Genomic DNA, 25769 nt, shown 5'->3' with positions numbered 1-25769 from the left:
CAATTCAAAATAATTGTTGTTTGTTAGGTCCTCTCCGGAGTCTGGCAATGCCATTACGCGAAGCATGTTTGTGGGAACACCTTACCCCTGGCCGGCCGGATCGCGCCGCGCTCAAGGGCGAGGTCAAGGTGGATGTGTGCGTGATCGGCGCCGGGATTACCGGTTTGTCGGCGGCCATTCACTTGCTGGAACAGGGCAAAAGCGTCGCCGTGCTGGAGGCCCATCGCACCGGCCATGGCGGTTCGGGGCGTAACGTCGGGCTGGTCAACGCCGGCCTGTGGATTCCCCCTGATGAGATCGAAGCCGGATTCGGCGAAGCGGTGGGCAGCCAGCTCAACCGCATGTTGGGCGCGGCGCCATCGCTGGTGTTCAGCCTCATCGACAAATACAACATCGATTGCCAATTGCGCCGCGAGGGCACCTTGCACATGGCGCACAATGCCCGTGGCGAGGCGGATTTGCGCAGCCGTGAAGCACAATGGAAACGCCGTGGCGCGCCGGTGGAGTTGCTCACCGGCCAGGCCTGCGAAGAGGCCACGGGCACTAAAAAAATTGCCGCTGCGTTGCTCGACCGACGCGCCGGCACGTTGAACCCGATGGCGTATACCACTGGCTTGGCCAATGCCGCCGCCGGCCTTGGCGGCCAACTGTTTGATCATTCCCCGGTCACCCAGCTTGAACGCCAAGGCGCGCACTGGTCAGTGCAGACCGCCGAGGGCTCAGTGCAGGCGGCACAAGTGGTGATCGCCTCGAATGCCTACACCGAAGGTGAGTGGACCGAGCTTCGTCGCAATTTCTTCCCCGGCTACTACTACCAGGTTGCGTCAGCCCCCCTGACCGATGACGCCGCCCAGCAGATCCTTCCCGGCGGGCAGGGCTCGTGGGACACGCGTCAGGTACTCAGCAGCATCCGCCGCGATGCCGATGGCCGCCTGTTGCTCGGCAGCCTGGGCAACGGTAACCAGAAACCGGCGTGGTTCCTCAAGGCATGGGCCGATCGGGTGCAGCAGCACTACTTCCCGTACCTCAAATCGGTGCAGTGGGAATACACCTGGACCGGTTGTATCGCCTTCACCCCGGACCACTTGATGCGCCTGTTCGAGCCGGCGCCGGGCCTGGTTGCCGTAACGGGTTATAACGGGCGTGGTGTGACCACCGGCAGCGTCGTGGGCAAAGCATTTGCCGACTACTTATGTCACCAGAACCCCCAGGCGTTACCGATCCCCTTCGCGCCGATGCAGCCGTTGGCCGGGGTGGGCCTGCGCAGTTGCCTCTATGAAGCAGGATTTTCGCTGTATCACGCCGGGCAATGCCTGCGGATCGTGATCTGATCAGCGAAATACCGCTCAGAAGCCTGCATTTTCTTAGCAGCCTACTAATCTGTATTGGTGCAAGTCGTAGCAATCACGCACTGTAAATGTGCAGTTCCGTTACGCACATTGTTACAGGTGCAGGAACGACCGTTTATCCGCCTGGTTGCAGGTGCGACCTGCCAGGGTTGTACTTTTTGGGTCCATTGGTTGCACCTTCCGATGCTAGACGGTTGCACGTCCTGGCAAAAGGAGTCGAAACGCCTGTAATAACAATGACACCGTGTCTTTTTGAAGAATAAAAACGTAATGGCACGCGCCTTGCTCTTGGCTTTCTCTGAAAGTTTCAGTTGAAGGTTTGCATTGAATTCGTAGTGCCAATAAACAAAAACCTCGGAGCACCACTCATGTCCCAGACGTTTTACAAGAAAGGCTTTCTGGCCCTCGCCATTGCAACGGCGCTGGGTGTTTCTACGTTTGTTCAAGCTGATGTGAAGATTGGCGTGGCGGGCCCGATGACGGGCGCCAACGCAGCTTTCGGTGAGCAGTACATGAAGGGTGCCCAAGCGGCAGCCGATGTGATCAACAAGGCCGGCGGGATCAACGGCGAGCAGATCAAACTGGTGGCCGGCGACGACGCCTGTGAGCCAAAGCAGGCTGTAGCGGTGGCTAACCGCCTGGCAGACCAGGACAAAGTGATCGGCGTGGTCGGGCACTTCTGCTCCTCCAACACCATTCCTGCCTCCGAGGTGTATGCCGATGCTGGCATCATCATGATCACCCCAGGCTCGACCAACCCGACCGTCACCGAGCGCGGCCTGTCGGCAGTGTTCCGCATGTGCGGCCGTGATGACCAGCAAGGCATCGTCGCCGGCGACTACATCGTCGACGTGCTCAAGGGCAAGAAGGTCGCTGTTATCAACGACAAAGACACCTACGGCAAAGGCCTGGCTGACGCTACCGCTGCCCAGTTGACCAAGCGCGGCGTGAAGCCGGTGCTGGAAGAAGGCCTGACCCGTGGCGAGAAAGACTTCAGCGCCCTGGTCACCAAAATCCGCTCCACCGGTGCTGACGTGGTTTATTTCGGCGGCCTGCACCCGGAAGCCGGTCCACTGGTTCGCCAGATTCGTGAAGCCGGCCTCAAAGACGTCAAGTTCATGTCCGATGACGGCATCGTGACCGACGAACTGGTCGCGACCGCTGGCGGCAAGCAGTACGTCGATGGCGTGTACATGACCTTCGGCGCTGACCCGCGCCTGCTGCCGGACAGCAAGACCGTGGTGGAAGAGTTCCGCAAAAACGGCACCGAGCCTGAAGGCTACACCCTGTACGCCTACGCTTCGATCCAGGCCCTGGCAGCCGGCTTCAACGGTGCCAAGTCCGACAAGGGCGAAGATGCAGCCAAGTGGCTGAAAGCTCACCCGGTTAAAACCGTTATGGGCGAGAAGACCTGGGACGCCAAGGGCGACCTGAAAATCTCCGACTACGTGGTTTACCAGTGGGACAAAGACGGCAAATACCACCAGCTGGAAAAGCAGAAGTAAGAATAAACACGATCGTTTAAGCGCCTCGATCCCCTGTGGGAGCTGGTTTGCCTGCGATAGCGGTTGCACATTCAACACAGGTGTTGGTTGTCAGTCCGTCATCGCCGGCAAGCCAGGTTCCCGCAGGGGGCGTGGTTGCCCGTCCCATCGTGTCAGGCATCAAGTCTGTCTTTTCCTCCAGAAGGGCCGCACACCCACCGGTGTGCAGGTTCTCACCGCGTGAGATTGCGTTATGGATGGTATCTTCCTGCAGCAACTGGTCAACGGCCTGACCCTCGGGTCGGTCTATGGCCTGATCGCCATCGGCTACACAATGGTCTATGGCATCATTGGCATGATCAACTTCGCCCACGGCGAGGTTTATATGATTTCCGCTTACCTCGCGGCGATCAGTCTGGCACTGCTGGCTTACTTCGGCATCGAATCCTTCCCGCTGCTCATTCTTGGCACCCTGGTCTTCACCGTCGTCGTCACCGGCGTTTACGGGTGGGTCATCGAGCGTGTCGCCTACAAACCGCTGCGCAACTCCACCCGACTGGCACCGCTGATCAGCGCCATCGGTATCTCGCTGATCCTGCAGAACTACGCCCAGATTGCTCAGGGCGCGAAACAACAAGGTATTCCCACCCTGCTGGCCGGCGCCTGGCGTGTCGATATCGGCAGCGGGTTCGTGCAGTTGACCTACACCAAGGTGTTCATCCTGGTGGCCGCGTTTCTCGGCATGGGGCTGCTGACCTACATCATCAAATACACCAAGCTCGGCCGCATGTGCCGTGCCACCCAGCAAGACCGCAAGATGGCGTCGATCCTCGGTATCAACACCGACCGGGTGATCTCCTACGTATTCGTGATCGGTGCAGCCATGGCGGCCCTGGCCGGCGTGTTGATTACCCTGAATTACGGCACGTTCGACTTCTACGCCGGCTTCATCATCGGCATCAAGGCGTTTACCGCAGCGGTCCTCGGCGGCATCGGTTCCCTGCCTGGGGCCATGCTCGGCGGGATCATCCTGGGTATCTCCGAGTCGCTGTTCTCGGGGTTGATCAACTCTGACTACAAAGACGTGTTCAGTTTCTCCCTGCTGGTGGTGATTCTGATTTTCCGTCCTCAGGGCCTGCTTGGTCGTCCGCTCGTGGCGAAGGTGTAAACATGTCTGCTGCCAAATCTATCGATATCAAGAAAAGTGTCGTCGATACGGTCCTTGCCGGGCTGATTTCGTTGATCGTGTTCGGTCCGATCGTCGGCGTGGTCCTCGACGGCTACAGCTTCAACCTGCAACCGGCCCGTGTGGCGGTCCTGGTCGCCATCGTGATGGTCGGCCGCTTTGCCATGAGCCTGTTCCTGCAAACCCCCAAGGGCCTGAAGATTTTGCAGGGCTTCGAGAGCAGTGGCTCCGGCGTGCATGTGCTGCCGCCGGACTACAAGTCGCGGCTGCGCTGGATCATCCCGGCACTGATCGTGATCGCCATCGTGTTCCCGATCTTCGCCAACAAGTACCTGCTGACCGTGGTTATCCTCGGGCTGATCTACGTGTTGCTCGGCCTGGGCCTGAACATCGTGGTGGGCCTGGCCGGTCTTCTGGACCTGGGTTATGTGGCGTTCTACGCCATCGGTGCCTACGGCCTGGCATTGGGTTATCAATACCTCGGCCTGGGCTTTTGGACGGTGCTGCCCTTGGCCGCAATCTGTGCGGCGCTGGCGGGGTGCATACTCGGGTTCCCGGTGCTGCGAATGCACGGTGACTACCTGGCCATCGTGACCTTGGGCTTCGGTGAAATCATTCGACTGGTGCTCAACAACTGGCTGTCGTTTACCGGTGGGCCGAACGGCATGCCGGTGCCTTCGCCGACCTTCCTCGGCCTGGAATTCGGGCGTAAAGCGAAGGATGGCGGGATTCCGTTCCATGAGTTCTTCGGCATCGATTACAACCCCAACATCAAGTTCATGTTCATCTACATTGTGCTGTTCCTGGTGGTGCTGGCCGTGCTGTATATCAAGCATCGCCTGACCCGCATGCCGGTCGGCCGCGCCTGGGAAGCCTTGCGCGAAGATGAAATCGCCTGCCGCTCCATGGGCCTGAACCACGTACTGGTCAAGCTGTCGGCGTTCACCATCGGTGCGTCCACGGCCGGTCTGGCCGGGGTGTTCTTCGCCAGCTACCAGGGCTTCGTCAACCCATCGTCGTTTACCTTCTTCGAGTCGGCGCTGATCCTGGCCATCGTGGTGTTGGGCGGCATGGGTTCGACCGTCGGCGTGGTGATCGCGGCGTTCGTGTTGACGGTGGCGCCGGAACTGCTGCGCAGCTTCTCGGAGTACCGCGTGCTGCTGTTTGGCGTGTTGATGGTGGTGATGATGATCTGGCGACCGCGCGGCCTGATTCGAATCAGCCGAACCGGTGTGACCCCACGTAAAGGAGTGGCGCCATGAGCAAGGAAGTCGTTCTGTCCGTGGAACATCTGATGATGCACTTCGGTGGCATCAAGGCCTTGAGCGATGTGAGCCTCAAGGTCGAACGCAACTCGATCTTCGCCCTGATCGGCCCCAACGGCGCCGGCAAGACCACCGTGTTCAACTGCCTCACCGGCTTCTACAAAGCCAGTGGCGGCAAGATCGAACTCAACGTGCGGGGCAAGCAGACCAACGTGATCCAGCTGCTCGGTGAGCGGTTTAAAGCGGTGGACTTCGTGTCGCCGAAAAGCTTCCTCAGCCGCGTGTACTACAAGATGTTCGGCGGCACCCACCTGGTGAACCGCGCCGGCTTGGCGCGGACCTTCCAGAACATTCGCCTGTTCAAGGAAATGTCGGTGCTGGAAAACCTGCTGGTGGCCCAGCACATGTGGGTCAACCGCAACATGCTCGCGGGCATCCTCAACACCAAAGGCTATCGCAAGGCCGAAAGCGACGCCCTCGACCACGCGTTCTACTGGCTGGAAGTGGTCGACCTGGTGGACTGCGCCAACCGCCTGGCCGGTGAGCTTTCCTACGGCCAGCAGCGCCGCCTGGAAATCGCCCGGGCCATGTGCACCCGGCCGCAGATCATTTGCCTGGACGAACCGGCAGCGGGCCTCAACCCGCAGGAAACCGAAGCGCTCAGCGCGATGATTCGCCTGCTGCGCGACGAACACGACCTCACGGTGGTGCTGATCGAACACGACATGGGCATGGTAATGAGTATTTCCGACCACATCGTGGTGCTCGACCACGGCAACGTCATCGCCGAGGGCGGCCCGGAAGCGATCCGTAATGATCCAAAAGTGATTGCCGCCTACCTGGGCGCAGACGAAGAGGAGCTTGTATGAACGGGCCTATCCTCGAAATGAAGGACCTGGACGTGTTTTACGGCCCGATCCAGGCCCTGAAAAAAGTCTCGCTGCACATTAACGAAGGCGAAACCGTCAGCCTGATCGGCTCCAACGGCGCGGGTAAATCCACGCTGCTGATGTCGATCTTCGGCCAGCCACGGGCCGAGTCGGGGCAGATCATCTACAACGGTGTCGACATTACCCACAAGTCGTCCCATTACATCGCCTCCAACGGCATTGCGCAGTCGCCGGAAGGGCGGCGGGTGTTCCCCGACATGACCGTCGAGGAAAACCTGCTGATGGGCACCATCCCGATTGGCGATAAATTCGCCCAGGAAGACATGCAGCGCATGTTTGAGCTGTTCCCCCGGCTCAAGGAGCGGCGTACCCAGCGGGCGATGACCATGTCTGGTGGTGAGCAGCAAATGCTCGCCATTGCCCGTGCGCTGATGAGCCGGCCCAAGCTGTTGCTGCTGGATGAGCCAAGCCTGGGCCTGGCACCGATTGTGGTGAAGCAGATCTTCGCCACCCTGCGCGAGCTGGCGGCCACCGGGATGACCATCTTCCTGGTGGAACAGAACGCCAACCATGCATTGCGCTTGTCGGACCGTGCGTATGTGATGGTTAACGGCGAGATTCGCCTGACCGGCACCGGCAAGGAGTTGCTGGTGAATGAGGAAGTGCGTAACGCCTACCTGGGCGGGCACTGATTTAAATTTTGGCGCAAGTCCCCCTGTGGGAGCGGGCTTGCTCGCGAATGCGGTGTGTCAGTTTCAGATGGTTTGACTGACCCTCCGCATTCGCGAGCAAGCCCGCTCCCACAGTTGTTTTGCGTTTGCCCGAACGGACGAGGTGTCTGCATCGCAGGCAAGCCAGCTCCCACATAAAGCCCGGTTCCCACATTTGTTTTTGTAGTGTTCCCAGGCCGTCCGCCAAATTGTGGAAAACAAATCCAGCCACCCTCTAAAGCGCGACATATAGCCGCCGCAAATCCCTGTTTTGTCACAGTTTTGACTTGTCCCCATTCGCTGTGGAACCGGCTGTGGGTAACGTGGGAGTAGCTGGCTGAAAGCCTTTAACTGCGTGGCCTGCAGCGTGGTGGTTGTTTTCTGATCAACAGGTTTTTCGTGACCGGCCAAGGGTTTTGTCAACCTGTTTAAAGACACAGGTATATGACCGAAAAATGTCCCTCCAGCCTGTGGATAAGTCTGTGACTAAACTCTGGAAAGACGGCCGCAGAGGCCGGAATGACTGGCCTGGAGCCATCGTTCGAATTTTCCCTCTGTGCATGGGCCTACATACGCCCCGTCCAAGGTCAAGCAAAAAACTTTCTAAAACTGCCTGTAAGCCTTGCACACAGCGGCTTGAGCCGTTTTGCACTTGCCCCCAAAGACTGTGGGCGCAGTTGTGGATAACCTGCGCGCATGTGGCTGCAGGGCCCGGTTTATATGGGTTAGCTGTGAGTGGTTAAAAATTGATCAGCTGTAGATGAAGTTGTGCGCTTAGCGGTTGCCGCGACGACGGCGTAAGGGCATTCTGCTGGCAACTTTTTTCCGATGCTCGCAAGGAGAACACCATGTCCGACACGCTGTTTATTACTGGCGCAACCTCAGGCTTCGGCGAAGCCTGCGCCCGTCGTTTTGCCGACGCCGGCTGGAAACTGGTGCTCACCGGCCGTCGTGCCGACCGTTTGAATGCATTGGTTGAAGAGCTTTCCAAGCAGACCGAAGTGCACGGCCTGGTCGTGGACGTGCGTGACCGCAAGGGCATGGAAGACGCCATCGCCAACTTGCCGCCCTCATTCGCCAAACTGCGCGGCCTGATCAACAACGCCGGCCTGGCGGTGGGCACCGACCCTGCGCCCAAATGCAGCCTCGACGATTGGGAAACCATGGTCGACACCAACATCAAAGGCCTGCTGACCACCACCAGCCTGCTGTTGCCGCGCCTGATCGCCCACGGCCGTGGCGCCGGGATCATCAACCTGGGCTCCATCGCCGGCAGCTATCCGTACCCGGGCAGCCACGTGTATGGCGGCTCCAAAGCGTTCGTGAAGCAGTTTTCGCTGAACCTGCGTTGCGACCTGCAAGGCACTGGCGTGCGTGTGACCAACATCGAGCCAGGCCTGTGCGAGAGCGAGTTCTCGCTGGTGCGCTTCGGCGGTGACCAGGCGCGCTACGACGCCACCTATGCCGGTGCAGAGCCGATCCAGCCGCAGGACATCGCCGACACCATCTTCTGGGTGCTCAACACCCCGGCGCACGTCAACATCAACCGTCTTGAGTTGATGCCGGTGAGCCAGACCTGGGCTGGGTTTGCGATTGAGCGTGGGGCCAAGTAAGGCTTAAGACCGCGTCGCGTCCATCGCAGGCAAGCCAGCTCCCACATTTGATCGGGTTCACACGGTCAAAATGTGGGCGCTGGCTTGCCTGCGATGGCGTCAAATCGGCCAAAACACGACATAAGGTACACTCCACCCCTGAAAACCCCTCCGCACTGTGCGGTTTAAAGGTTTTGACAGGAGGAAATGTGAGTAACCGAGGTGAGCAGGCACTGCTCAAACAATCGACCATCCTGATGTTCGCCGTAGCGATCGCCGGGATTGTCACGGGTGTTATTTCTGGCGCCCAATCCATTCTATTCGACGGCTTTTTCTCGCTGATCGCCACCGCCATCAAGGTGTTGATGCTGATCACGGCCAAGCTGATCGCCAAGAAAAGCAACGAGCGCTTCCAGTTCGGCTATTGGCACCTGGAACCCATGGTGTTGCTGATCGAAGGCAGCTTTCTGTTGTTGATCGCCATCTACGCGTTTCTCAACGGTGTGTTCGGGATTATCAATGGCGGGCGCGAAATCGAGTTGGGACTGGTGATCATTTATGCGGCGGTGTTTACCGTCGTCGAATTTGCCTACTTCTTTTACGTGCGCTATCGAAATCGCACACTCAAATCCTCGCTGATCCAGTTCGACAACATCAGTTGGATGGTGGACGCGATGCTCTCGGTGGGCTTGCTGATCAGCTTTCTCGCCGCGCTGTTGCTCAAGTCTCAGGGCTATGGCGAGTGGGCGGTGTATGTCGACCCGCTGATTCTGATCCTGCTGGCCCTGAGCATGCTGGCGCCGGCGTTCAAGATCCTGCGCCCGGCGTTGCGCGAAGTGCTGGGGATTGCGCCGGACCACTTGGACGACAAGGTGCGCGAGGTCATGGACGCGGCCCAGGCCAAGCATGGTTTCGACGACTATGTGTCCTACGTGCAAAAACACGGGCGGGCGCGGTTTATCGAGATTCATGTGGTATTGCCGGCCAACTACCCGGTGGATAACGTCGCGACCCTCGATGGGCTGCGTGAAGAAATATCCACAGGGCTCGGCACGCCGGATGCGGCGCGCTGGCTGACGATCAGTTTTACCGGGGATCGCAAGTGGATTGCGTGACAGTCAGTTAGACCGAGGGGAGGCTTTCGCGAGCAAGCCCGCTCCCACATTTAACCGCGTCCTACCGTTGGAATGCGGTCGAATGTGGGAGCTGGCTTGCCTGCGATGAGGCCCTGAAAATCAGCCGAGATGCTGGATCAGGCCTTGATAGCAGGTCGCCAAATGATACGGCGTGGTCGACGGCATATCCCGTCGGCTCACGGCGCCCTTGGCGTCCAGGCATTCGTGCCAGCCTTTGTCATGCAGGAAGTGCTGTTGCAGCGCCAGCAATTGGCGTTGCAGCACCGCTTCACTGTCCGGTCGCAAGGTCAGTGCGCGCAGGTATTCAGCCTGGGCCCAGATTCGCTGAGTGCCGTCGCGCACGCTGCCATCCAGGGCGAGCATGCCGCTGACCGCACCGCTGAGTTTATCCACACCCTTGAGCTCGGCGTAGGCAAACGCCCGGGTCAGCGACGCATGCAACGGTGTGCTGCGCAGTACGTCTGACGATTCCAGCAAAAAGAACCATTCGAACTGGTGGCCTGGCTCAAACCAGTTATCCACAGCGCCCAGCGGTTTCTCCATCATCACGCCGTGCTGGCGGTCGATGAAGCGCTTCTGCATCGCGCTAGCGAGGTCCAGCAGCGCATCTTGCGTAATGGCGTCCTCACGCACGGCCAGCGTGGCGAGGAAGCCTTCGGCGAGGTGCATCAGCGGGTTTTGCAGGGGGCCGGACTTGAGGGACGACCAGTTGCGTTCCAATACCGCTTCGTACAGGCCGTCGCCGGTGGCGAAGCGTTCGGCGACCACTTCCAGGGCAGCATCGAGCACCGACTCCACCAGCGGCTCACGCACTTTGGCCCAGTAGTGGGCGCAGGCGAAGATGATGAAGGCGTGGGTGTAGAGGTCTTTGCGCTTGTCCAGCGGCTTGCCGTGGGCGTCGATGCTGTAGAACCAGCCACCGTGCTCGGCGTCATGGAAGTGCCGTTGCAGGGAACGAAACAGCGCCGCCGCGCGCTCTTCGGCGAAGGCCGAACCGGGCTTGCCGATCAGGCTGGCAAACAGGTACAGCTGCCGGGCACAGGCCATGGCGCGGTAGCGCTGCGGGGGCAATGGCGTGTGATTGGCGTCCAGAGCCTCATACGGCAACGCCAACTCGGCATTCCAGCCCGGGCCCTGCCACAGCGGCACGATCAGGTCATGGAAGTGCGTGAGCACGGCATTCAATGAAGGCTGGGAAGCGGAGTTTGGAGCGATGGGCATCGGCTGGCGTCGTCACGGCAGGGGTGTAGGCGCGCATGGTAGCAGGCTTGGGATAGGCGGTGTCTGTGCTACCGCTATCGCGGGCAAGCCCGCTCCCACATTTTGATGTGTGAACCCAATCAAATGTGGGAGCTGGCTTGCCTGCGATGAAGCCCTTGCAGGCGCTGAAAATCAGCCCGCCAGCAACCAAACCCCAGTCGCCGCCGAAGCCGCACCTGCTACCCGCACCAACGGTGCAGCCGCCGCCGGCAGGAAACGCACCACCGCATACCCGGCCGCATGCAATATTGCCGTTGCGCCCACGAAACCGGCCGCATACGCCCACGGGCTGGACATGTCCGGCAGCTCCAATCCATGCGCCACGCCGTGAAACAGCGCGAACAATGCCGTGGCACCGACTGCCACGAACAACGGCGGCCGCACCGCCAGTGCCACTGCCAGGCCCAGCGCCAGCACCGACGCGGCAATCCCGCTCTCAAGCGCCGGCAATTGCAGGCCTTCAAAGCCCAAAAGGCCGCCTATCAACATGACGCCGACAAAGGTGCAAGGCAGTGCCCAGCGCGCGTTACCTTTTTGCTGCGCCGCCCAGAGGCCGACCGCGACCATGGCCAGTAAGTGATCGATGCCGCCCAATGGGTGGCTGATGCCTGCCACCAGCCCATTGTCCCCGTGCCCGGGGTGAGCGAAGGCGAGGGCGGGGGCGAGCAGCAGGGCGGCGGTTGCGAGAAGTTTGTTGAGGCCCATGGACAGGCTCCTTTTTTAGGGTGAGATCAGGCGGCGGTCAGCAGGCCCTGACGTTCAATAAAGGCGACGATTTCATCCAGGCCGACGCCGGTTTTCTGGTTACTGAACACAAAGGGCTTACCGTTGCGCATGCGTTGGGTGTCGCTGTTCATCAATTCCAGCGAGGCGCCCACCAGCGGCGCCAGGTCGATCTTGTTGATGACCAGCAGGTCGGATTTGCAAATACCGGGCCCACCCTTGCGCGGCAGCTTGTCGCCGGCAGACACATCGATCACATAGATCGTCAGGTCCGACAGCTCCGGGCTGAACGTCGCCGACAGGTTGTCACCGCCGGACTCCACCAAAATCAGGTCAAGGCCCGGAAACCGGCGGTTGAGTTGATCCACTGCTTCCAGGTTGATCGAGGCGTCTTCACGAATTGCCGTGTGCGGGCAGCCCCCGGTTTCCACACCAATGATGCGTTCCGGCGCCAGGGCCTGGTTGCGCACCAGGAAGTCGGCGTCTTCACGGGTGTAGATGTCGTTGGTCACCACGGCCAGGTTATAGCGATCGCGCAGGGCCAGGCACAGCGCCAGCGTCAGGGCGGTCTTGCCGGAACCCACCGGGCCGCCGATGCCGACACGCAAGGGTTGTGTATTCATGTGCTTCTCCAGATAAAGGGCTTAGGAACGGAACAGTCGGCTGTACTGGCGCTCGTGGGCCATGCACGCCAGGGACAGGCCGAACGCGGCGCTGCCGAAATGGTTGGGGTCGAGTCGGCCGGCGTCCTGCTGGGCTTGTTGCAGCAGCGGCAGCAGTTCGCTGGTCAGGCGCTGGGCGGCTTGCTGGCCCAGGGGCAGCGTCTTCATCAATACGGCGAGTTGGTTTTCCAGCCAGCTCCATAGCCAGGCGGCGAGGGCGTCGTCGGGGCTGATGTGCCAGGCGCGTGCTGCCAGGGCCCAGCCCAGAGCCAGGTGCGGTTCGGCGCATGGCTCCAGAAATGCACGCGCGGCGTCGTCCAGCTCAGGCAAGCCATTGAGCAGTTGTTGCAGGGAGTAACCCATCTGGCGGCTCTCCTGATACAGCTCGCGGGTCTCGCGGCTGGCGCGATGCTCTTGGCACAATTGCGCCAGGCGCGGCCAATCCTGTTCGGCGGCGGCGCGGCAATGGGCGAGCAACAGCGGTGCTTCGAAGCGCGCAAGGTTGAGCAGCAGTTGGTCGCTGATCCAGCGTCGCGCACTGGCGGCGTCATTGACGCGCGCATTTTCCACGGCCATTTCCAGGCCCTGTGAATAGCTATAGCCGCCAATCGGCAGTTGCGGACTGGCCAGACGCAACAGCGCCCAGGCTGGGTTCATAGACGTACGCCGAACTGGTGCAGCTTGGGCGGGTAATTGAAGTCTTCATCACCGTGACGTGAATGATGATGGCCACCGCCATAGGCGCCGTGTTCCGGTTGGAACGGTGCTTCAATGGTTTCGGTGTGGGCGCCCAATTGTTCGAGCATGGCCTTGAGCACGTAGTCATCGAGCAGGCGAAGCCAGCCGTCGCCAACTTGCAGGGCCACATGGCGGTTACCGAGGTGATAAGCCGCGCGGGTCAGTTCAAACGCGTTGCTGCAGGTGACGTGCAGCAGTTGTTCAGGGCGAGCACAGACGCGTACGACACGTCCGTCTTCAGCGTGTAGGAATTCCCCATCGTGCAGCGGCGGCTGGCCGCGCTCCAAAAACAGGCCGACATCTTCGCCATCGGCACTGAAACAGCGCAGGCGACTTTTACTGCGCGCTTCGAAGTTCAGCAGCAGTTCGGCAGCCCAGAGGGCTTGGGGGGCGATTCGGCGGTGGATCACCAGCATCAGAAGGCTTCCAGCTATGAGCGATGAGAGAGGTAGAGCAAGGGGCTTGCCAATCACACCTGTGAGTAGGAAAACCCTGTAAGCAGGCACCGTCATGCCACCGAATAGGGCATTCGCTCATTCCGGTCGTGTTTCAATTTGGTGCGTAATGGGATTTATAGCACTGGATGTGGGCGTTTTGCGTCGAGATCCGCCACCTTCTGTATGAAATTTCTTTCATCTCTTTCGTGCTGGCGTTTTCAGGGGCTTGGCCTATGGGAGGCAGAATTCGGACTTCCGCACGCCAGGCTGATGGGCTTACTCGGTACTGCCCAGCCCTTGCCAATGTTTGAGGCCGATAAAGATAAAGCGCAATTGTTGGGTGATTTTCGCCTGCGGCGTGAGGTGAGCAGGCAGCGCATGGGCGGGAGGGTCGATGATATCGGGCAGGGTGGCGAACACGCTCTTGACGATCAGGTCGGCCATCACGTGCAGCCCTTCGGCATCCAGGTGCTGGAGCTTGGGCATCCGCGTGAGGTCCGCCGCCAAGTCGCTGGTGATGTCTTCGCGCAGCGCGCCGATGGCTTGCCGCACGGCCAGGCAACCGCCGTATTGCTCGCGGGCCAGGAACAGGAATTGTGAGCGATTGGCCGAGACCACATCGAGGAAGATCCGCACGGACGCATCGATGATGCCGCCCATGACGAACTCATTGTGGCGCACCAGGCGGATGGTGGCGCGGAAGGTCTGGCCGACTTCGCTCACCAAGACGAGCCCAAGCTGGTCCATGTCGTCAAAATGACGATAGAACCCGGTCGGCACGATCCCGGCGGTCTTGGCCACTTCGCGCAGGCTCAGGCTGCCAAACCCACGGCCACACTCCATCAGATGGCGGGCTGCGTCCATCAAGGCGAGGCGGGTCTGTTGCTTCTGTTCGGCGCGGGGCAGCATCGGCGGGCGGGCTTTGTCGGCAAGTACAGCGACGCACTCTAGCAAAACAGCTTCATCGGCGTCGAACTTGGCGGGGGCTGAGCGTGACGGGGTCTATATAAAAGCAAAAGCCCGATCGGCCGATCGGGCTTTTTTCTGGGCCAGCACGGGCTTAGCTCTGTGCTTGATGCAGTTCTTGCAGACGGTCAGCACCGCCTTCGGCAACACCTTGGGTGTAAGCGCGGTCGTTGGCTTGTTCAGCACCGCCTTCTACCAGGCCTTTCTGTTCCAGGCGATCACGGCCACCTTCGACAACGCCTTCGGCGTAAGCACGTTTGTTGGCGTGATCCGAGCCATTTTCTGCAACAGCGCCTTTGGCGTAGTCACGGTTTTCGTCTTCTTGCGAACCGCTGCGCGCGAGGGTTTGGCTGGACTGCACGGCTTGGGCTTTGTTCTGTGGGGTGGCTTGTTCAGCGGCTGGCAGGGCAAAAGCGCTGGAAGCCAGGACAGACAGCAGAACAGTAGCGAGTAATTGGCGTTTCATGAGGGTTGCTCCTTAGGAGGGCGATAAAGTGGGTACAGGGTTAATGCTACTCTCGATAAGTCGATATAAAAGTTCATAAACACAATGGTAATAATCAACAGAATTGATTGTTCCCTGCGGAGGCTCTAGAACGCACCTCTCAAGCCTGCGGTTTTGCACCATGGTGGGTATTTTCGACCCGTTCATGGGTAACACCGGTGCATTGTTGATGGTTCAGTCGCTTCAGGCTGTAGGACGAGTCGCTTTTTTTGCGATGAATTCGTACTCGGGCTAAACCCCCAGATCATTTGTCAGTCGTAGCCATATAAGCTGTAGTCAAAAGGTGCGCGGCAGCGCGCACCCTCAGTCGTAATCAGGAGTCCTGTGCAATGACGCGCACTCGTAAAATTGTCGCTTGGAGCTGCGCCAGCTTCGTTCTGTTAATCGCCGTCGTGGTGTTGGTGTTGGTGTTTTTCGACTGGAACCGCATCAAGCCGCCGCTCAATGCCAAGGTCTCCGAAGAGTTGCATCGCCCCTTTGCCATCAATGGCAACCTGGCGGTGGTGTGGGCACGTGAGGCGGATGAAGGTGGCTGGCGGGCCTGGGTGCCCTGGCCGCACGTGATTGCCGAGGACCTGACCCTGGGCAACCCGGATTGGTCGAAAAAACCACAGATGGTCACGCTCAAGCGCGTAGAACTGCGCATTTCTCCGTTGGCGCTGCTGGCGCAGCGTGTGGTCATCCCGCGTATTGACCTCACTGAGCCGAGTGCCGACTTGCAGCGCCTGGCCGATGGTCGCGCCAACTGGACTTTCAAGTTCGACCCCAAAGACCCCAACGCTGAACCGTCCAGTTGGGTGGTGGACATCGGCGCTATTGGTTTCGACAAAGGCCATGTGACGCTCGACGACCAAACGCTCAACACCCAACTGGATGTGATCATTGACCTGCTGGGCAAGCCTATTCCGTTCGGCGAGATCGTCGGCGACGCCGACGCCAAGAAGGCCCTCGAGAAAGGTTCGGCGCCTCAGGACTATGCGTTCGGCCTCAAGGTCAAAGGCCAATATCACGGTCAGAAGCTCGACGGCACCGGCAAAATCGGCGGCCTGCTCGCCTTGCAGGACGCGGCCAAGCCGTTCCCGCTGCAAGCCCAGGTGAAAATCGCCGACACCAGCGTTGCCCTCGCCGGCACTCTGACCGACCCGCTGAACCTTGGCGCCCTGGATCTGCGGCTGAAACTCGCCGGCTCCAGCCTGGGTAACCTCTACCCGCTGACCGGCGTGACGCTGCCCGACTCGCCGGCCTATTCCACCGACGGTCACCTGATCGCCAAGCTGCATGAAGCCAGTGGCGCGTCATTCACCTATGAAAACTTCAACGGCAAGATCGGCAACAGTGATATCCACGGCGACCTGAGCTATGTCGCCAGTCAGCCCCGGCCCAAGCTCAGCGGCAAACTGGTGTCCAACCAATTGCTGATGACCGACCTTGCCCCGTTGATCGGTGCCGACTCCAATGCCAAGCAGAAAGCCCGTGGCGGCGAAAGCAAACAACCGGCGACCAAGGTGCTGCCGGTGGAAGAGTTCCGCACCGAGCGCTGGCGCGACATGGATGCCGATGTGGAATTCACCGGCAAACGCATCGTGCACAGTGCCGAATTGCCGTTCACAGACCTCTATACCCACTTGGTCCTCACTGACGGCGAGCTGAGCCTGGAACCCCTGCGCTTTGGGGTGGCTGGGGGCAAGCTGGATGCACAGATTCGCCTGAACGGCCGCATCACACCGATGGAAGGGCGCGCAAAACTCACCGCGCGTAACTTCAAGCTCAAGCAGCTGTTCCCAACGTTTGAACCGATGAAAACCAGCTTTGGTGAACTCAACGGCGATGCCGATGTTTCCGGGCGCGGCAACTCCGTGGCGGCCTTATTGGGCTCCTCCAACGGTGACCTGAAAATGCTCATCAACGACGGCGCGATCAGCCGTGGCCTGATGGAAATCGCCGGGCTCAACGTGGGCAACTATGTGGTGGGCCGCCTGTTCGGCGACAAAGAAGTGAAGATCAACTGCGCGGCCGCGGACTTCGGCATCAAGACCGGCCTTGCGACCACTCGCCTGTTTGTGTTCGATACCGAGAACGCGATCATCTACATCGATGGCACCGCAAACATGGCGACCGAACAGCTCGACCTGACCATCACGCCCGAGTCCAAGGGCTTTCGCCTGTTTTCCCTGCGTTCGCCGCTGTACGTCAACGGCCCGTTTATCAAGCCCAATGCGGGTGTGAAAGCGGTGCCGCTGATGCTGCGTGGGGCAGGCATGGTCGCACTGGGTGTGATCGCCGGCCCGGCAGCCGGGTTGCTGGCGCTGGTGGCACCGAGTGGCGATGAGCCGAACCAGTGTGCACCGCTGTTGCAGCAGATGAGGGAAGGCAAGGCGCCGAAGACCGTGAAAAGTAACTGACGAAACCGCAAACAAAAAATGTGGGAGCGGGCTTGCCTGCGATAGCGGAGTAACAGTCGACAAATACACTGACTGTTCGATAGCTATCGCGGGCAAGCCCGCTCCCACATGGGGCTTGCGGTGTTACGGCTTACAGATCCTGCAGAATATCCGCCATGTCGTCGGCGTGTTCTTCTTCCTGGGCCAGGATTTCTTCGAAGATGCGACGCGTGGTCGGGTCTTTGTCGCCGATGTATTGGATGATTTCGCGATAGCTGTCCACCGCGATCCGCTCGGCCACCAGGTCTTCGTAGACCATTTCCTTCAAGTTCTTGCCCGCCACGTATTGCGCGTGGGAGTTCTTCGACAGCAGGTCGGGGTTGAACTCCGGCTCGCCGCCCAGTTGCACGATGCGCTCGGCCAGTTTGTCGGCATGCTCGGCTTCCTGGGTCGCGTGCTCGAGGAATTCATCGGCGGCGACGCTGGCTTTTAGGCCGTTGGCCATGAAGTAGTGGCGCTTGTAACGCAACACGCAGACCAGCTCAGTGGCCAGCGATGCGTTGAGCAGGCGGATGATTTCCTCGCGGTCGGCGTCATAGCCTTCCGTCACGGCGCCGTTTTCGACGTTCTGGCGGGCGCGTGAGCGCAGGGTCGCAACGTCAGTCAAATGTGCTTCAGTCATCTCAATCTCCTGGTGCTAATCCGGTTTTGCGCCACGCTCTGCCGGCGTGATCGCTCCAAGTTGTGAGTCTTGGGCGGGGCAAAAAGTTTTATTGGATTTGCCCGAACGTGTCATCTGCTCGTCGCCGGATTGAGTTAGCCTGCCTTCATCCTGACTTGATCAAGGACGTTCGCCTCATGTCGCAGTTGTTAGCCACGCGTTACCCTCTGGTGCTGGTGCCCGGCATGCTGGGCTTCGTACGCTTGGGGTTGTTCCCGTATTGGTACGGGATTGTCCCGGCGTTGCGGGCGGGTGGGGCGCAGGTGTTTCCCGTGCAGGTGGCGCCGCTGGATTCCAGCGAGGTGCGCGGTGAGCAGTTGCTGGCACAGATTGAGCGGATTCGCCGGGAAACAGGCGCCGACAAGGTCAACTTGCTCGGCCATAGCCAGGGCTCGCTGACGGCGCGTTACGCGGCGGCCAAGCGCCCTGAGTGGGTGGCTTCGGTGACGTCAGTGGCAGGGCCCAATCATGGCTCGGAATTGGCGGATTACTTCCAGCTCCATTACCCCGCAGACAGTTGGAAAGGCCGAGTCGTGAGCGCGGTGTTTCATTTAGTCGCAGGGATGATGAGCCTGCTGGAAACCGGCTATCGCGGGCCGCGCTTCAAGGCCGATCTAAAGGCATCCCATCATTCCCTGACCAGCGAAGGCGTGGCCCTGTTCAACCGCCAATACCCTCAGGGCCTGCCCGATACGTGGGGCGGGCAGGGCGCCGAAGTGGCCAACGGTGTGCGCTATTACTCATGGTCCGGCACCTTGCAGCCGGGCAAGACTGATCGCGGGCGCAACCTGCTGGACGGCACGAACCGCAGTTGCCGGCTGTTCGCCCGCAGTTTTGTGCGCGAAAAGGGCCAATGCGACGGTATGGTCGGGCGCTATAGCTCGCATCTGGGATGGGTGATTGGTGATGACTACCCCTTGGACCACTTCGATATCGTCAACCAGTCCTTCGGGCTGGTGGGCAAGGGCGCGGAGCCGATTCGGTTGTTTGTAGAGCATGCGAAAAGGCTGAAGGCTGCGGGGGTTTAGCAGGTTCACCGCGTTATCGTTCTTCGCGAGCAAGCCCGCTCCCACAGTGGGCCCCATTCCAACGCTGGAACTCGGTCAACTGTGGGAGCTGGCTTGCCTGCGATAGCGATTTGTCAGGCAACACTGACCTGACGGCGAACCGGCGTAGTCCAGCGCTCCGACAAAATCACCCCGCCTAACGTCAGCAAGCCACCCACCAAGTGATACATCGCCAGCTCTTCCTTCAACACCACCGCCGCAATCAACGCGGTAATCAGCGGCAGCAGGTTGAAAAACAGCGTGGTGCGGCTTGGCCCCAGGGTCTTCACCGAGTGCATCCACGCCAGCGGCGCGAGCATCGACGCCAGCAAGCAGGCGTACAACACCAGCGGAATATTCGCCCAGCCCAGGCCTGCTTTGGTCGAGAACAGAAACAGCGGAAACAGCACCACCACGGCCACCAGCACCTGCAAATACAGCAATACCAGCGGCGGCAGGCGCAGCTGCCATTTCTTCAACAAAGTGCTGTAGACCGCGTAGGCCAGGGTGGCGATCAGCATCATGCCGTCGCCCAGGTTGACCCCGTGTTGCAGCAACGCGCCCAGGCTGCCGGCCGACACCACCACCACCACGCCGGCGAACGACAGCACCGCGCCGGTCAGTGCGCCAAAGGTCAGGCGCTGGCCGAGGCTGATGATGGCGGCGGTCAGTGCCATCAATGGCATCAGCGAGAGGATGATGCCCATGTTGGTGGCCGAGGTCAGGGTCGCGGCGTAGTAGGCCAGGCTTTGATACACGGCCATGCCGAGCACGCCGAGGATGAAGATCTTGCCCAGGTTCGGGCGAATCAGCGGCCAATGGGCAATCACCGGCTTGAGCATGAACGGGGTAAACAGCAGCGCTGCCAGCAACCAGCGGTAAAAGCCGATTTCAGCGGGGAAGATCGTGCCCACGGCCAATTTGTTGACCACGGTATTGCCGGCCCAGATGAAGATGGCCAGCAGGGGATACGCAAATTGCATCGAAAGAAACCAAGTGTGTTGATGAGGCAGGATTATCCCCTGTCTGGATCGAAGCCTATACTGCGATCCAGACAAACGACCTTTGTATCCAGACAATATGCCCAGACACACCGTACGCCTCGCGGATTTCCCGCGCCTGCCGAGCCCGGTCTACTTCCGTTACTCCGATTTCGCGCCTGATACCGAGTGCACGCCGCACCGGCACTTCTGGGGTTCGCTGGACTACTCGGCCAACGGCGTGATGCGCATGGAAGTGGCCGGCAGCCGCTTTATGTCGCCGCCGCAGTACGCAGTGTGGATCCCGCCGAACACCGAGCACAGCTCCTACAACGCCCAGGCCATTGTCTATCGCTCGGTGGGCCTTGCCCCGCAACTCTGCGAGCAACTGCCACAGGCGCCGTGCACCTTGGCAATCAGCGAGATTCTCAAGGCGATCCTCGGCGACTTTGCCCTGCGCGATGTCAACATCCCGCAAACCGAGGCGGATATCCGCCTGGCCCAAGTGCTGGTGGACCAACTCAAGCAAGCGCCGATCCACGATTGTTTTCTGCCTTACGCGCGCCACCCCGGGCTGCTCAGTGTGCTCGAAGGCATGCAGGCCGAGCCCGGCGACAATCGCCCACTGGCGCAATGGGCGGAGCAAGTGCATGTGAGCGAACGCACCCTGGCCCGGCAATTTGTGCGGGAGCTGGGCATAAGCTTCGGCGAATGGCGCCAGCGCCTGCGTTACCTCGCCGCCATCGAGGCCCTCGACAGCGAGCACAGTGTGCAGCATGTGGCCTTTGACTTGGGTTACAGCACCGCCTCGGCCTTCATCGCCATGTTCCAACGCCACGCGGGCTGTACCCCGGAGCAGTACCGCCGGTCGAACATTCGCGTCCGCTGACATGTAACAGGTTTTGACTACACTGCTGCGTAGGCCGTGCCCTTTCGGCACGGTAACAGGGAGAAAACTCCATGAAGATGCTGCGTATTCCGTTGTTGATGATGGGCCTGCTGCTGTGTTCCCAAGGCTTCGCCGCTACCGCCCAGCAAAATAAAATGACCACCTGCAATGCTGAAGCCACCACCAAGACGCTCAAAGGCGATGACCGCAAGGCGTTCATGAAGACCTGCCTGTCGGCGCCTGCCGCCAACGACGCCAAGACCCTGACCCCACAGCAGCAGAAAATGAAAGACTGCAATGCCACGGCGAAAACCAAGGCGTTGACCGGCGATGCGCGTAAGACCTTTATGAGCACTTGCCTCAAAGGCTGACCACGATTTCGCCAACACTGGAGCTCAAATGTGGGAGCTGGCTTGCCTGCGATAGCATCACCTCGGTAGGCCAGGTAAACCCAGGCGCCTGCATCGCGGGCAAGCCCGGCTCCCACACTTGATCGCATTCACAACCTGGCCTCTCGCTTGATTCCCTCAAGGCTGGCAGACTGCCCATCCTTTAACGCCGTTCGTTTTGAGGCTGTATGCCAACGTTTTCTCAGCGTCACGTGTTATTGCTGGTCAGTTGCGTCATCATTTTCGGTGGGTTGTTGCTGGTTCTGCCGCTCAAGCTGCTGCCCAGCCTGCTGGCCGGCTTGCTGGTGTATGAGCTGGTCAATATGCTCACCCCGCAGTTGCAACGGCTGATCGAAGGCCGGCGCGCGCGTTGGCTGGCGGTGGCATTGCTCGGCACCTTGATCGTCAGCGTGCTGGCCCTGATCTTTGCCGGCGCCATCAGCTTCTTGCTCCACGAAGCGGAAAACCCTGGGGCTTCCCTCGATAAATTCATGGGCGTGGTCGACCGCGCGCGCGGCCAGTTGCCGCCGTTCCTCGACGCCTACCTGCCTGCCAGCGCCGCCGAGTTTCGCGTGGCCATCGGCGACTGGCTGAGCAAGCACCTGAGCGAGCTGCAACTGGTCGGCAAAGACGCCGCCCACATGTTCGTCACACTGCTGATCGGCATGGTGCTCGGCGCCATCATCGCGCTGCAGCGCGTGCCCGACCTGACCAAGCGCAAGCCCCTGGCCGCCGCCTTGTTCGACCGCCTGCACCTGCTGGTCCAGGCGTTTCGCAACATCGTCTTCGCCCAGATCAAGATTGCCGCGCTCAACACCATGTTCACGGCGATTTTCCTCGCGGTGGTGCTGCCGTTGTGCGGGATTCACCTGCCGCTGACCAAAACCTTGATCGTGCTGACCTTCCTGCTCGGCCTGCTGCCGGTAATCGGCAACCTGATGTCCAATACACTGATCACCATCGTCGCGTTGTCGCTGTCGATCTGGGTGGCAGTGGCGGCGTTGGGGTATTTGATCGTGATTCACAAGGTCGAGTACTTCCTCAACGCGCGCATCGTGGGCGGGCAGATCAGTGCCAAATCGTGGGAATTGTTGCTGGCGATGCTGGTGTTTGAAGCCGCATTCGGTCTGCCGGGCGTGGTGGCAGGGCCGATTTATTATGCGTATTTGAAGAGTGAGCTGAAGCTCGGCGGGATGGTTTGACGCAATAACTTAAAGGGAATTAGGGGAGGTCCGCATTGAGCGAAAATATCTATGCTCCGCCAACGGCGGAGTTGACCGAGACGGTTAAGGCGTCTGCCGAGTTTTATGTCATTTCCAAAACCAAGCTGCTGGTGCTGAGCCTGCTCAGTTTCGGGCTGTACACCTACATTTGGTCGTATAAAAACTGGAGCTTGTACAAGAAGGCCAATCAGCTGGATATCTGGCCGTTGGCGCGGGCCATTTTCTTTATCTTCTTTATTCATCAGTTGTATCGCCGGGCCGATGATCGCATTGCCCGCAGCGGTCGAAAATTCGATTTTGACTTCGAGCAATGGGCGACGGTGTTCGTCGTGGTAACAGTAGGTGCCCGGCTTTTCGAAATGGCGGCTGGCCGGATCGATACCTGGTTAGCCTATAAACCCCTGGCGATCCTGGCGGTGCCTCTGTGTGCCTACATCCTTCAACAAGGCCAAGGCCTGATCAATTTTGCGGCAGGTGACCCAGAGGGGCAGAGCAACGCTCGCTTCAACTTGTGGAACTACCTGGTGATCGTGCTGGGCGCGGTCATGTGGTGCCTGACGTTGCTTGGCTTGTGGGCGATCTATCACCGCTAGGCTGTGTTCAGGTATTCACCGTTCAAAAAAGTGGGAGCGGGCTTGCTCGCGAAGGCGGTGGTTCAGTCGATACTTACTTCGACTGACACTCCGCTATCGCGAGCAAGCCCGCTCCCACATTTGATTTTCAGTGTTGGTGAGATTGGGGCAGGTCAGGAGCCGTAGCGCTTGCTCGCTTCAATCGCCAAACCACTGCCGATGCTGCCGAAGATATTCCCTTCCACGTGCCGCGCATTTGGCAACATCGCCGAAATACTGTGGCGCAGTGCCGGAATACCGCTGGAGCCCCCGGTGAAGAACACCGTGTCCACCTGCGCCACTTCTACCGACGCATCGGTCAGCAACTTGGTGACGCTGTTGCGCACGCGCTCCAGCAAGCCATCAATCGCGGACTCGAAGAGTGTGCGGCTCAGGTCCACGCTCAACCCGGGTTCAACCCGGTCCAGCAGCACGTGGCGGCTGTCTTCGTGGGTCAGCTGGATCTTGGTTTCTTCCACTTCCATTGCCAGCCAGTGCCCGGCGCGCTGTTCGATCAGCTTGAACAGGCGGTCGATGCCGCCGGTGTCTTCGATGTCGTAGCGCATGCTGCCCAGGGCCAGCTGGGATTTTTGCGAGTACACCGAGTTGATGGTGTGCCAGGTGGCCAGGTTCATGTGGTGGCTGGTCGGCATATAGGCACCGCTTTTCATGCGGCTGCCGTAGCCGAACAGCGGCATCATGCCGGCCAGCGAGAGTTGTTTGTCGAAGTCGGTACCGCCGATGTGCACGCCGCCGGTGGCGAGGATGTCGTCGTGGCGGTTGTCGTTGTGGCGGCGGTCCGGGGACAGGCGCACCAGCGAGAAGTCGGACGTACCACCGCCGATGTCGACGATCAGTACCAGCTCTTCTTTTTCGATGGTGGACTCGTAGTCGAAGGCCGCAGCGATTGGCTCATACTGGAACGAGATGTCCTTGAAGCCGATCTTGCGCGCTACATCCACCAGGGTATTTTCAGCTTCCTGGTCGGCCATCGGGTCGTCATCGACGAAGAACACCGGGCGGCCCAGCACCACTTCTTCGAACTCGCGGCCGGCGGTGGTTTCAGCGCGGCTTTTGAGCTGGCCGATAAACAGCGCCAGCAGGTCGGTGAAGGGCATGGCCGTGCCGAGCACGCTGGTGTCGTGCTTGATCAACTTGGAACCGAGCAGGCTCTTGAGCGAGCGCATCAGCCGGCCTTCGTAGTTTTCCAGGTATTCGTGCAGCGCCAGTCGACCGTACACCGGGCGGCGCTCCTCGAAGTTGAAGAACACCACCGACGGCAACGTGATCTTGTCGTCCTCCAGCGCGATAAGCGTCTCCTCGCCGGGGCGGATCCAGCCGACGGTGGAGTTGGACGTGCCAAAGTCGATGCCGCAGGCACGGGCTGGGGATGGGTTTTTCATGTCTATCGGGTTCCGGTTGCAAAACGGCCGCGCAGTGTATGCCAGTCGAAGGCGGATGCGTAGGCCAACCATCCGTTAAATCGTGCTTGAAAGTAAGGGATTCGCCCCCACATCTGATGCATACGGCTAGTGCCGATAACACTTTGACGCACCCCCGGGCCACAAGACTCAACAGGTGCAAAGCAGCGCACGTTGTGCCTCAGGTTGTGCGATCTCGATTAAGGATGGTGAACCGCCGATGGATTTCAAAGACTACTACAAGATACTGGGTGTCGAGCCGACGGCCGATGACAAGGAAATCAAGGCCGCCTATCGCAAGCTCGCACGCAAATATCACCCGGACGTGAGCAAGGAAAAAGACGCCGAAGAAAAATTCAAGGACGCGTCCGAAGCCTATGAAGCGCTTAAAAGCGCGGATAAGCGCGCCGAATACGACGAACTGCGCAAATACGGCCAGCATGGCCAGCCGTTCCAGGGCCCGCCGGGCTGGCAGAGCCGTGGCGGTTTTGGCGGTGGCCAGAACACCGAGGACTTTTCGGACTTTTTCAGCTCGATCTTCGGTAACCGCAGCGATGCTTTCGGTGGCGGCCAGCGCCGTCCAACCGGTCGCAAGGGCCAGGATGTGGAGATGCAACTGACGGTGCTCCTCGAAGAGACACTGTCCACCGAGTCCAAGCAGATCAGCTTCCAGGTGCCGCAATACGACGCTTCGGGTCGCCACGTCAGCAACACCACCAAGAGCCTGAACGTGAAGATCCCCGCCGGTGTGGCCGACGGTGAGCGCATCCGCCTCAAGGGCCAGGGCGCGCCGGGTATTGGCGGTGGCGCCAATGGCGATCTGTACCTGATCATCAAGTTTGCGTCGCACCCCAAGTTCGAGGTGGACGGTGAAAACCTGATCATCGACTTGCCCCTGGCGCCGTGGGAATTGGCATTGGGCGCGGAAGTGGCGGTGCCAACCCTCACCGGCAAGATCAACCTCAAGGTGCCGGCCGGCAGCCAGAACGGCCAGCGTATGCGCGCCAAGGGCCATGGCTTACTCAACAAAGCCGGGCAGCGCGGCTATCTGTTTGTGCAGCTCAAGGCCGTGATGCCCAAAAGCAGCGACGAGGAGGTCAAGGCGTTGTGGCAGGAACTGGCGCAGAAAGCGGCGTTCAATCCGCGCGAGCATTTTTGAGCCGCATAACTATCTAGGGCTTTTCAGGTAGGGCTATTCGATAGGT

25 protein-coding genes are annotated in these 25769 nt (G+C 60.0%); 15 read left to right on the top strand and 10 right to left on the bottom strand.

What is annotated here, in order from left to right; genetic code table 11:
• The first annotated feature begins 47 nt into the window (after nucleotides 1-47).
• From amaA to ACDZ94_RS05715, 8 genes are all read left to right on the top strand, one after another.
• On the top strand, nucleotides 48-1331 hold the full coding sequence (gene amaA, locus ACDZ94_RS05750) for an L-pipecolate oxidase (protein ID WP_432751189.1): 1284 nt from the start codon (nucleotides 48-50) through the stop codon (nucleotides 1329-1331).
• Between the two features lie 386 nt (nucleotides 1332-1717).
• Nucleotides 1718-2854: a branched-chain amino acid ABC transporter substrate-binding protein gene (locus tag ACDZ94_RS05745; protein WP_064450429.1), complete on the top strand. Its 1137-nt coding sequence runs from the start codon at nucleotides 1718-1720 to the stop codon at nucleotides 2852-2854.
• A gap of 232 nt (nucleotides 2855-3086) precedes the next feature.
• On the top strand, nucleotides 3087-4001 hold the full coding sequence (locus tag ACDZ94_RS05740) for an ABC transporter permease subunit (protein WP_064450430.1): 915 nt from the start codon (nucleotides 3087-3089) through the stop codon (nucleotides 3999-4001).
• 2 nt (nucleotides 4002-4003) lie between these two features.
• Nucleotides 4004-5281 (top strand): high-affinity branched-chain amino acid ABC transporter permease LivM, encoded by a 1278-nt coding sequence (gene livM, locus ACDZ94_RS05735; protein WP_064450431.1) that lies wholly within the window; start codon nucleotides 4004-4006, stop codon nucleotides 5279-5281.
• A complete protein-coding gene (locus ACDZ94_RS05730) occupies nucleotides 5278-6153 on the top strand; it encodes an ABC transporter ATP-binding protein (protein ID WP_064450432.1) in 876 nt (291 codons plus the stop codon). Before livM ends, ACDZ94_RS05730 begins: the two co-directional genes overlap by 4 nt.
• The gene (locus ACDZ94_RS05725; RefSeq protein WP_064450433.1) at nucleotides 6150-6866 is read left to right on the top strand and encodes an ABC transporter ATP-binding protein; all 717 of its coding nucleotides are present in this window, start codon (nucleotides 6150-6152) and stop codon (nucleotides 6864-6866) included. The genes ACDZ94_RS05730 and ACDZ94_RS05725 overlap by 4 nt, the downstream gene beginning before the upstream one ends.
• Before the next feature lie 866 nt (nucleotides 6867-7732).
• On the top strand, nucleotides 7733-8497 hold the full coding sequence (locus tag ACDZ94_RS05720; RefSeq protein WP_064450434.1) for an SDR family oxidoreductase: 765 nt from the start codon (nucleotides 7733-7735) through the stop codon (nucleotides 8495-8497).
• Nucleotides 8498-8685: 188 nt separating this feature from the next.
• Nucleotides 8686-9591 carry a cation diffusion facilitator family transporter gene (locus ACDZ94_RS05715; protein WP_064450435.1) on the top strand — a complete coding sequence of 302 codons (906 nt, stop codon included), beginning with the start codon at nucleotides 8686-8688 and terminating at the stop codon, nucleotides 9589-9591.
• 120 nt (nucleotides 9592-9711) lie between these two features.
• Here the strand turns inward: ACDZ94_RS05715 and ACDZ94_RS05710 are convergent, their stop codons facing one another.
• From ACDZ94_RS05710 to ACDZ94_RS05680, 7 genes are all read right to left on the bottom strand, one after another.
• The gene (locus ACDZ94_RS05710) at nucleotides 9712-10833 is read right to left on the bottom strand and encodes an AGE family epimerase/isomerase (RefSeq protein ID WP_432751188.1); all 1122 of its coding nucleotides are present in this window, start codon (nucleotides 10831-10833) and stop codon (nucleotides 9712-9714) included.
• Nucleotides 10834-11004: 171 nt separating this feature from the next.
• Nucleotides 11005-11577, bottom strand: coding sequence for a HupE/UreJ family protein (locus ACDZ94_RS05705; protein ID WP_432751187.1), 573 nt, complete (start codon nucleotides 11575-11577; stop codon nucleotides 11005-11007).
• Nucleotides 11578-11603: 26 nt separating this feature from the next.
• Nucleotides 11604-12218, bottom strand: coding sequence for an urease accessory protein UreG (gene ureG / locus ACDZ94_RS05700; protein WP_017849719.1), 615 nt, complete (start codon nucleotides 12216-12218; stop codon nucleotides 11604-11606).
• A 21-nt stretch (nucleotides 12219-12239) separates the two neighbouring features.
• Nucleotides 12240-12914: an urease accessory protein UreF gene (locus ACDZ94_RS05695; RefSeq protein WP_432751186.1), complete on the bottom strand. Its 675-nt coding sequence runs from the start codon at nucleotides 12912-12914 to the stop codon at nucleotides 12240-12242.
• The gene (ureE, locus tag ACDZ94_RS05690; RefSeq protein WP_064450439.1) at nucleotides 12911-13411 is read right to left on the bottom strand and encodes an urease accessory protein UreE; all 501 of its coding nucleotides are present in this window, start codon (nucleotides 13409-13411) and stop codon (nucleotides 12911-12913) included. The genes ACDZ94_RS05695 and ureE overlap by 4 nt, the downstream gene beginning before the upstream one ends.
• Before the next feature lie 297 nt (nucleotides 13412-13708).
• Nucleotides 13709-14341 (bottom strand): TetR family transcriptional regulator, encoded by a 633-nt coding sequence (locus tag ACDZ94_RS05685; protein ID WP_064450440.1) that lies wholly within the window; start codon nucleotides 14339-14341, stop codon nucleotides 13709-13711.
• Between the two features lie 151 nt (nucleotides 14342-14492).
• A complete protein-coding gene (locus tag ACDZ94_RS05680; protein ID WP_064450441.1) occupies nucleotides 14493-14864 on the bottom strand; it encodes a hypothetical protein in 372 nt (123 codons plus the stop codon).
• Nucleotides 14865-15232: 368 nt separating this feature from the next.
• Between ACDZ94_RS05680 and ACDZ94_RS05675 the strand changes: the two genes are divergently transcribed.
• The gene (locus ACDZ94_RS05675) at nucleotides 15233-17305 is read left to right on the top strand and encodes an AsmA family protein (RefSeq protein ID WP_221293790.1); all 2073 of its coding nucleotides are present in this window, start codon (nucleotides 15233-15235) and stop codon (nucleotides 17303-17305) included.
• Nucleotides 17306-17435: 130 nt separating this feature from the next.
• On the opposite strand, the gene ACDZ94_RS05670 is transcribed toward ACDZ94_RS05675, so the two are convergent.
• Nucleotides 17436-17966, bottom strand: coding sequence for a ferritin-like domain-containing protein (locus tag ACDZ94_RS05670; RefSeq protein WP_064450443.1), 531 nt, complete (start codon nucleotides 17964-17966; stop codon nucleotides 17436-17438).
• Between the two features lie 176 nt (nucleotides 17967-18142).
• Here ACDZ94_RS05670 and ACDZ94_RS05665 point away from each other — a divergent pair, with 176 nt between their 5' ends.
• Entirely contained in the window at nucleotides 18143-19033 is an 891-nt protein-coding gene (locus tag ACDZ94_RS05665) for an esterase/lipase family protein (RefSeq protein ID WP_432751185.1), read from the top strand.
• A 113-nt stretch (nucleotides 19034-19146) separates the two neighbouring features.
• Here the strand turns inward: ACDZ94_RS05665 and ACDZ94_RS05660 are convergent, their stop codons facing one another.
• Nucleotides 19147-20034, bottom strand: a complete 888-nt coding sequence (locus ACDZ94_RS05660; protein WP_128591419.1) for a DMT family transporter — start codon at nucleotides 20032-20034, stop codon at nucleotides 19147-19149.
• 97 nt (nucleotides 20035-20131) lie between these two features.
• On the opposite strand from ACDZ94_RS05660, the gene ACDZ94_RS05655 reads away from it, so the two are divergent.
• The 4 genes from ACDZ94_RS05655 to ACDZ94_RS05640 all read left to right on the top strand — a co-directional run bounded on the left by ACDZ94_RS05655 (nucleotide 20132) and on the right by ACDZ94_RS05640 (nucleotide 23125).
• Nucleotides 20132-20920 (top strand): AraC family transcriptional regulator, encoded by a 789-nt coding sequence (locus ACDZ94_RS05655; protein ID WP_064450446.1) that lies wholly within the window; start codon nucleotides 20132-20134, stop codon nucleotides 20918-20920.
• Nucleotides 20921-20991: 71 nt separating this feature from the next.
• A complete protein-coding gene (locus ACDZ94_RS05650; RefSeq protein WP_053254093.1) occupies nucleotides 20992-21291 on the top strand; it encodes a PsiF family protein in 300 nt (99 codons plus the stop codon).
• A 206-nt stretch (nucleotides 21292-21497) separates the two neighbouring features.
• A complete protein-coding gene (locus tag ACDZ94_RS05645; RefSeq protein ID WP_064450447.1) occupies nucleotides 21498-22511 on the top strand; it encodes an AI-2E family transporter in 1014 nt (337 codons plus the stop codon).
• 35 nt (nucleotides 22512-22546) lie between these two features.
• Nucleotides 22547-23125, top strand: coding sequence for a hypothetical protein (locus ACDZ94_RS05640; protein ID WP_064450448.1), 579 nt, complete (start codon nucleotides 22547-22549; stop codon nucleotides 23123-23125).
• A 152-nt stretch (nucleotides 23126-23277) separates the two neighbouring features.
• Here the strand turns inward: ACDZ94_RS05640 and ACDZ94_RS05635 are convergent, their stop codons facing one another.
• Nucleotides 23278-24546 (bottom strand): Hsp70 family protein, encoded by a 1269-nt coding sequence (locus tag ACDZ94_RS05635; protein WP_064450449.1) that lies wholly within the window; start codon nucleotides 24544-24546, stop codon nucleotides 23278-23280.
• Nucleotides 24547-24784: 238 nt separating this feature from the next.
• Between ACDZ94_RS05635 and ACDZ94_RS05630 the strand changes: the two genes are divergently transcribed.
• Complete coding sequence (locus ACDZ94_RS05630; protein ID WP_064450450.1) at nucleotides 24785-25723, top strand: DnaJ C-terminal domain-containing protein; 939 nt, start codon at nucleotides 24785-24787, stop codon at nucleotides 25721-25723.
• The last annotated feature ends 46 nt before the right edge of the window (nucleotides 25724-25769 follow it).

It is taken from the genome of Pseudomonas sp. UBT (assembly GCF_050915955.1).
Classification (GTDB): Bacteria; Pseudomonadota; Gammaproteobacteria; order Pseudomonadales; family Pseudomonadaceae; genus Aquipseudomonas; species Aquipseudomonas antarctica_A.
This window is presented reverse-complemented; position numbering and strand designations above follow the sequence as displayed.

Coding starts and splice junctions, on each gene's coding strand:
- ACDZ94_RS05685 (WP_064450440.1), bottom strand. CDS start 14,341: ATGCTGCCCCGCGCCGAACAGAAGCAACAGACCCGCCTCGCCTTGATG.
- ACDZ94_RS05695 (WP_432751186.1), bottom strand. CDS start 12,914: ATGAACCCAGCCTGGGCGCTGTTGCGTCTGGCCAGTCCGCAACTGCCG.
- ACDZ94_RS05725 (WP_064450433.1), top strand. CDS start 6,150: ATGAACGGGCCTATCCTCGAAATGAAGGACCTGGACGTGTTTTACGGC.
- livM (WP_064450431.1), top strand. CDS start 4,004: ATGTCTGCTGCCAAATCTATCGATATCAAGAAAAGTGTCGTCGATACG.
- ACDZ94_RS05630 (WP_064450450.1), top strand. CDS start 24,785: ATGGATTTCAAAGACTACTACAAGATACTGGGTGTCGAGCCGACGGCC.
- ACDZ94_RS05740 (WP_064450430.1), top strand. CDS start 3,087: ATGGATGGTATCTTCCTGCAGCAACTGGTCAACGGCCTGACCCTCGGG.
- ureE (WP_064450439.1), bottom strand. CDS start 13,411: ATGCTGGTGATCCACCGCCGAATCGCCCCCCAAGCCCTCTGGGCTGCC.
- ACDZ94_RS05680 (WP_064450441.1), bottom strand. CDS start 14,864: ATGAAACGCCAATTACTCGCTACTGTTCTGCTGTCTGTCCTGGCTTCC.
- ACDZ94_RS05745 (WP_064450429.1), top strand. CDS start 1,718: ATGTCCCAGACGTTTTACAAGAAAGGCTTTCTGGCCCTCGCCATTGCA.
- ACDZ94_RS05635 (WP_064450449.1), bottom strand. CDS start 24,546: ATGAAAAACCCATCCCCAGCCCGTGCCTGCGGCATCGACTTTGGCACG.
- ACDZ94_RS05650 (WP_053254093.1), top strand. CDS start 20,992: ATGAAGATGCTGCGTATTCCGTTGTTGATGATGGGCCTGCTGCTGTGT.
- ureG (WP_017849719.1), bottom strand. CDS start 12,218: ATGAATACACAACCCTTGCGTGTCGGCATCGGCGGCCCGGTGGGTTCC.
- ACDZ94_RS05670 (WP_064450443.1), bottom strand. CDS start 17,966: ATGACTGAAGCACATTTGACTGACGTTGCGACCCTGCGCTCACGCGCC.
- ACDZ94_RS05720 (WP_064450434.1), top strand. CDS start 7,733: ATGTCCGACACGCTGTTTATTACTGGCGCAACCTCAGGCTTCGGCGAA.
- ACDZ94_RS05660 (WP_128591419.1), bottom strand. CDS start 20,034: ATGCAATTTGCGTATCCCCTGCTGGCCATCTTCATCTGGGCCGGCAAT.
- ACDZ94_RS05675 (WP_221293790.1), top strand. CDS start 15,233: ATGACGCGCACTCGTAAAATTGTCGCTTGGAGCTGCGCCAGCTTCGTT.
- ACDZ94_RS05730 (WP_064450432.1), top strand. CDS start 5,278: ATGAGCAAGGAAGTCGTTCTGTCCGTGGAACATCTGATGATGCACTTC.
- amaA (WP_432751189.1), top strand. CDS start 48: ATGCCATTACGCGAAGCATGTTTGTGGGAACACCTTACCCCTGGCCGG.
- ACDZ94_RS05665 (WP_432751185.1), top strand. CDS start 18,143: ATGTCGCAGTTGTTAGCCACGCGTTACCCTCTGGTGCTGGTGCCCGGC.
- ACDZ94_RS05655 (WP_064450446.1), top strand. CDS start 20,132: ATGCCCAGACACACCGTACGCCTCGCGGATTTCCCGCGCCTGCCGAGC.
- ACDZ94_RS05710 (WP_432751188.1), bottom strand. CDS start 10,833: ATGCCCATCGCTCCAAACTCCGCTTCCCAGCCTTCATTGAATGCCGTG.
- ACDZ94_RS05705 (WP_432751187.1), bottom strand. CDS start 11,577: ATGGGCCTCAACAAACTTCTCGCAACCGCCGCCCTGCTGCTCGCCCCC.
- ACDZ94_RS05645 (WP_064450447.1), top strand. CDS start 21,498: ATGCCAACGTTTTCTCAGCGTCACGTGTTATTGCTGGTCAGTTGCGTC.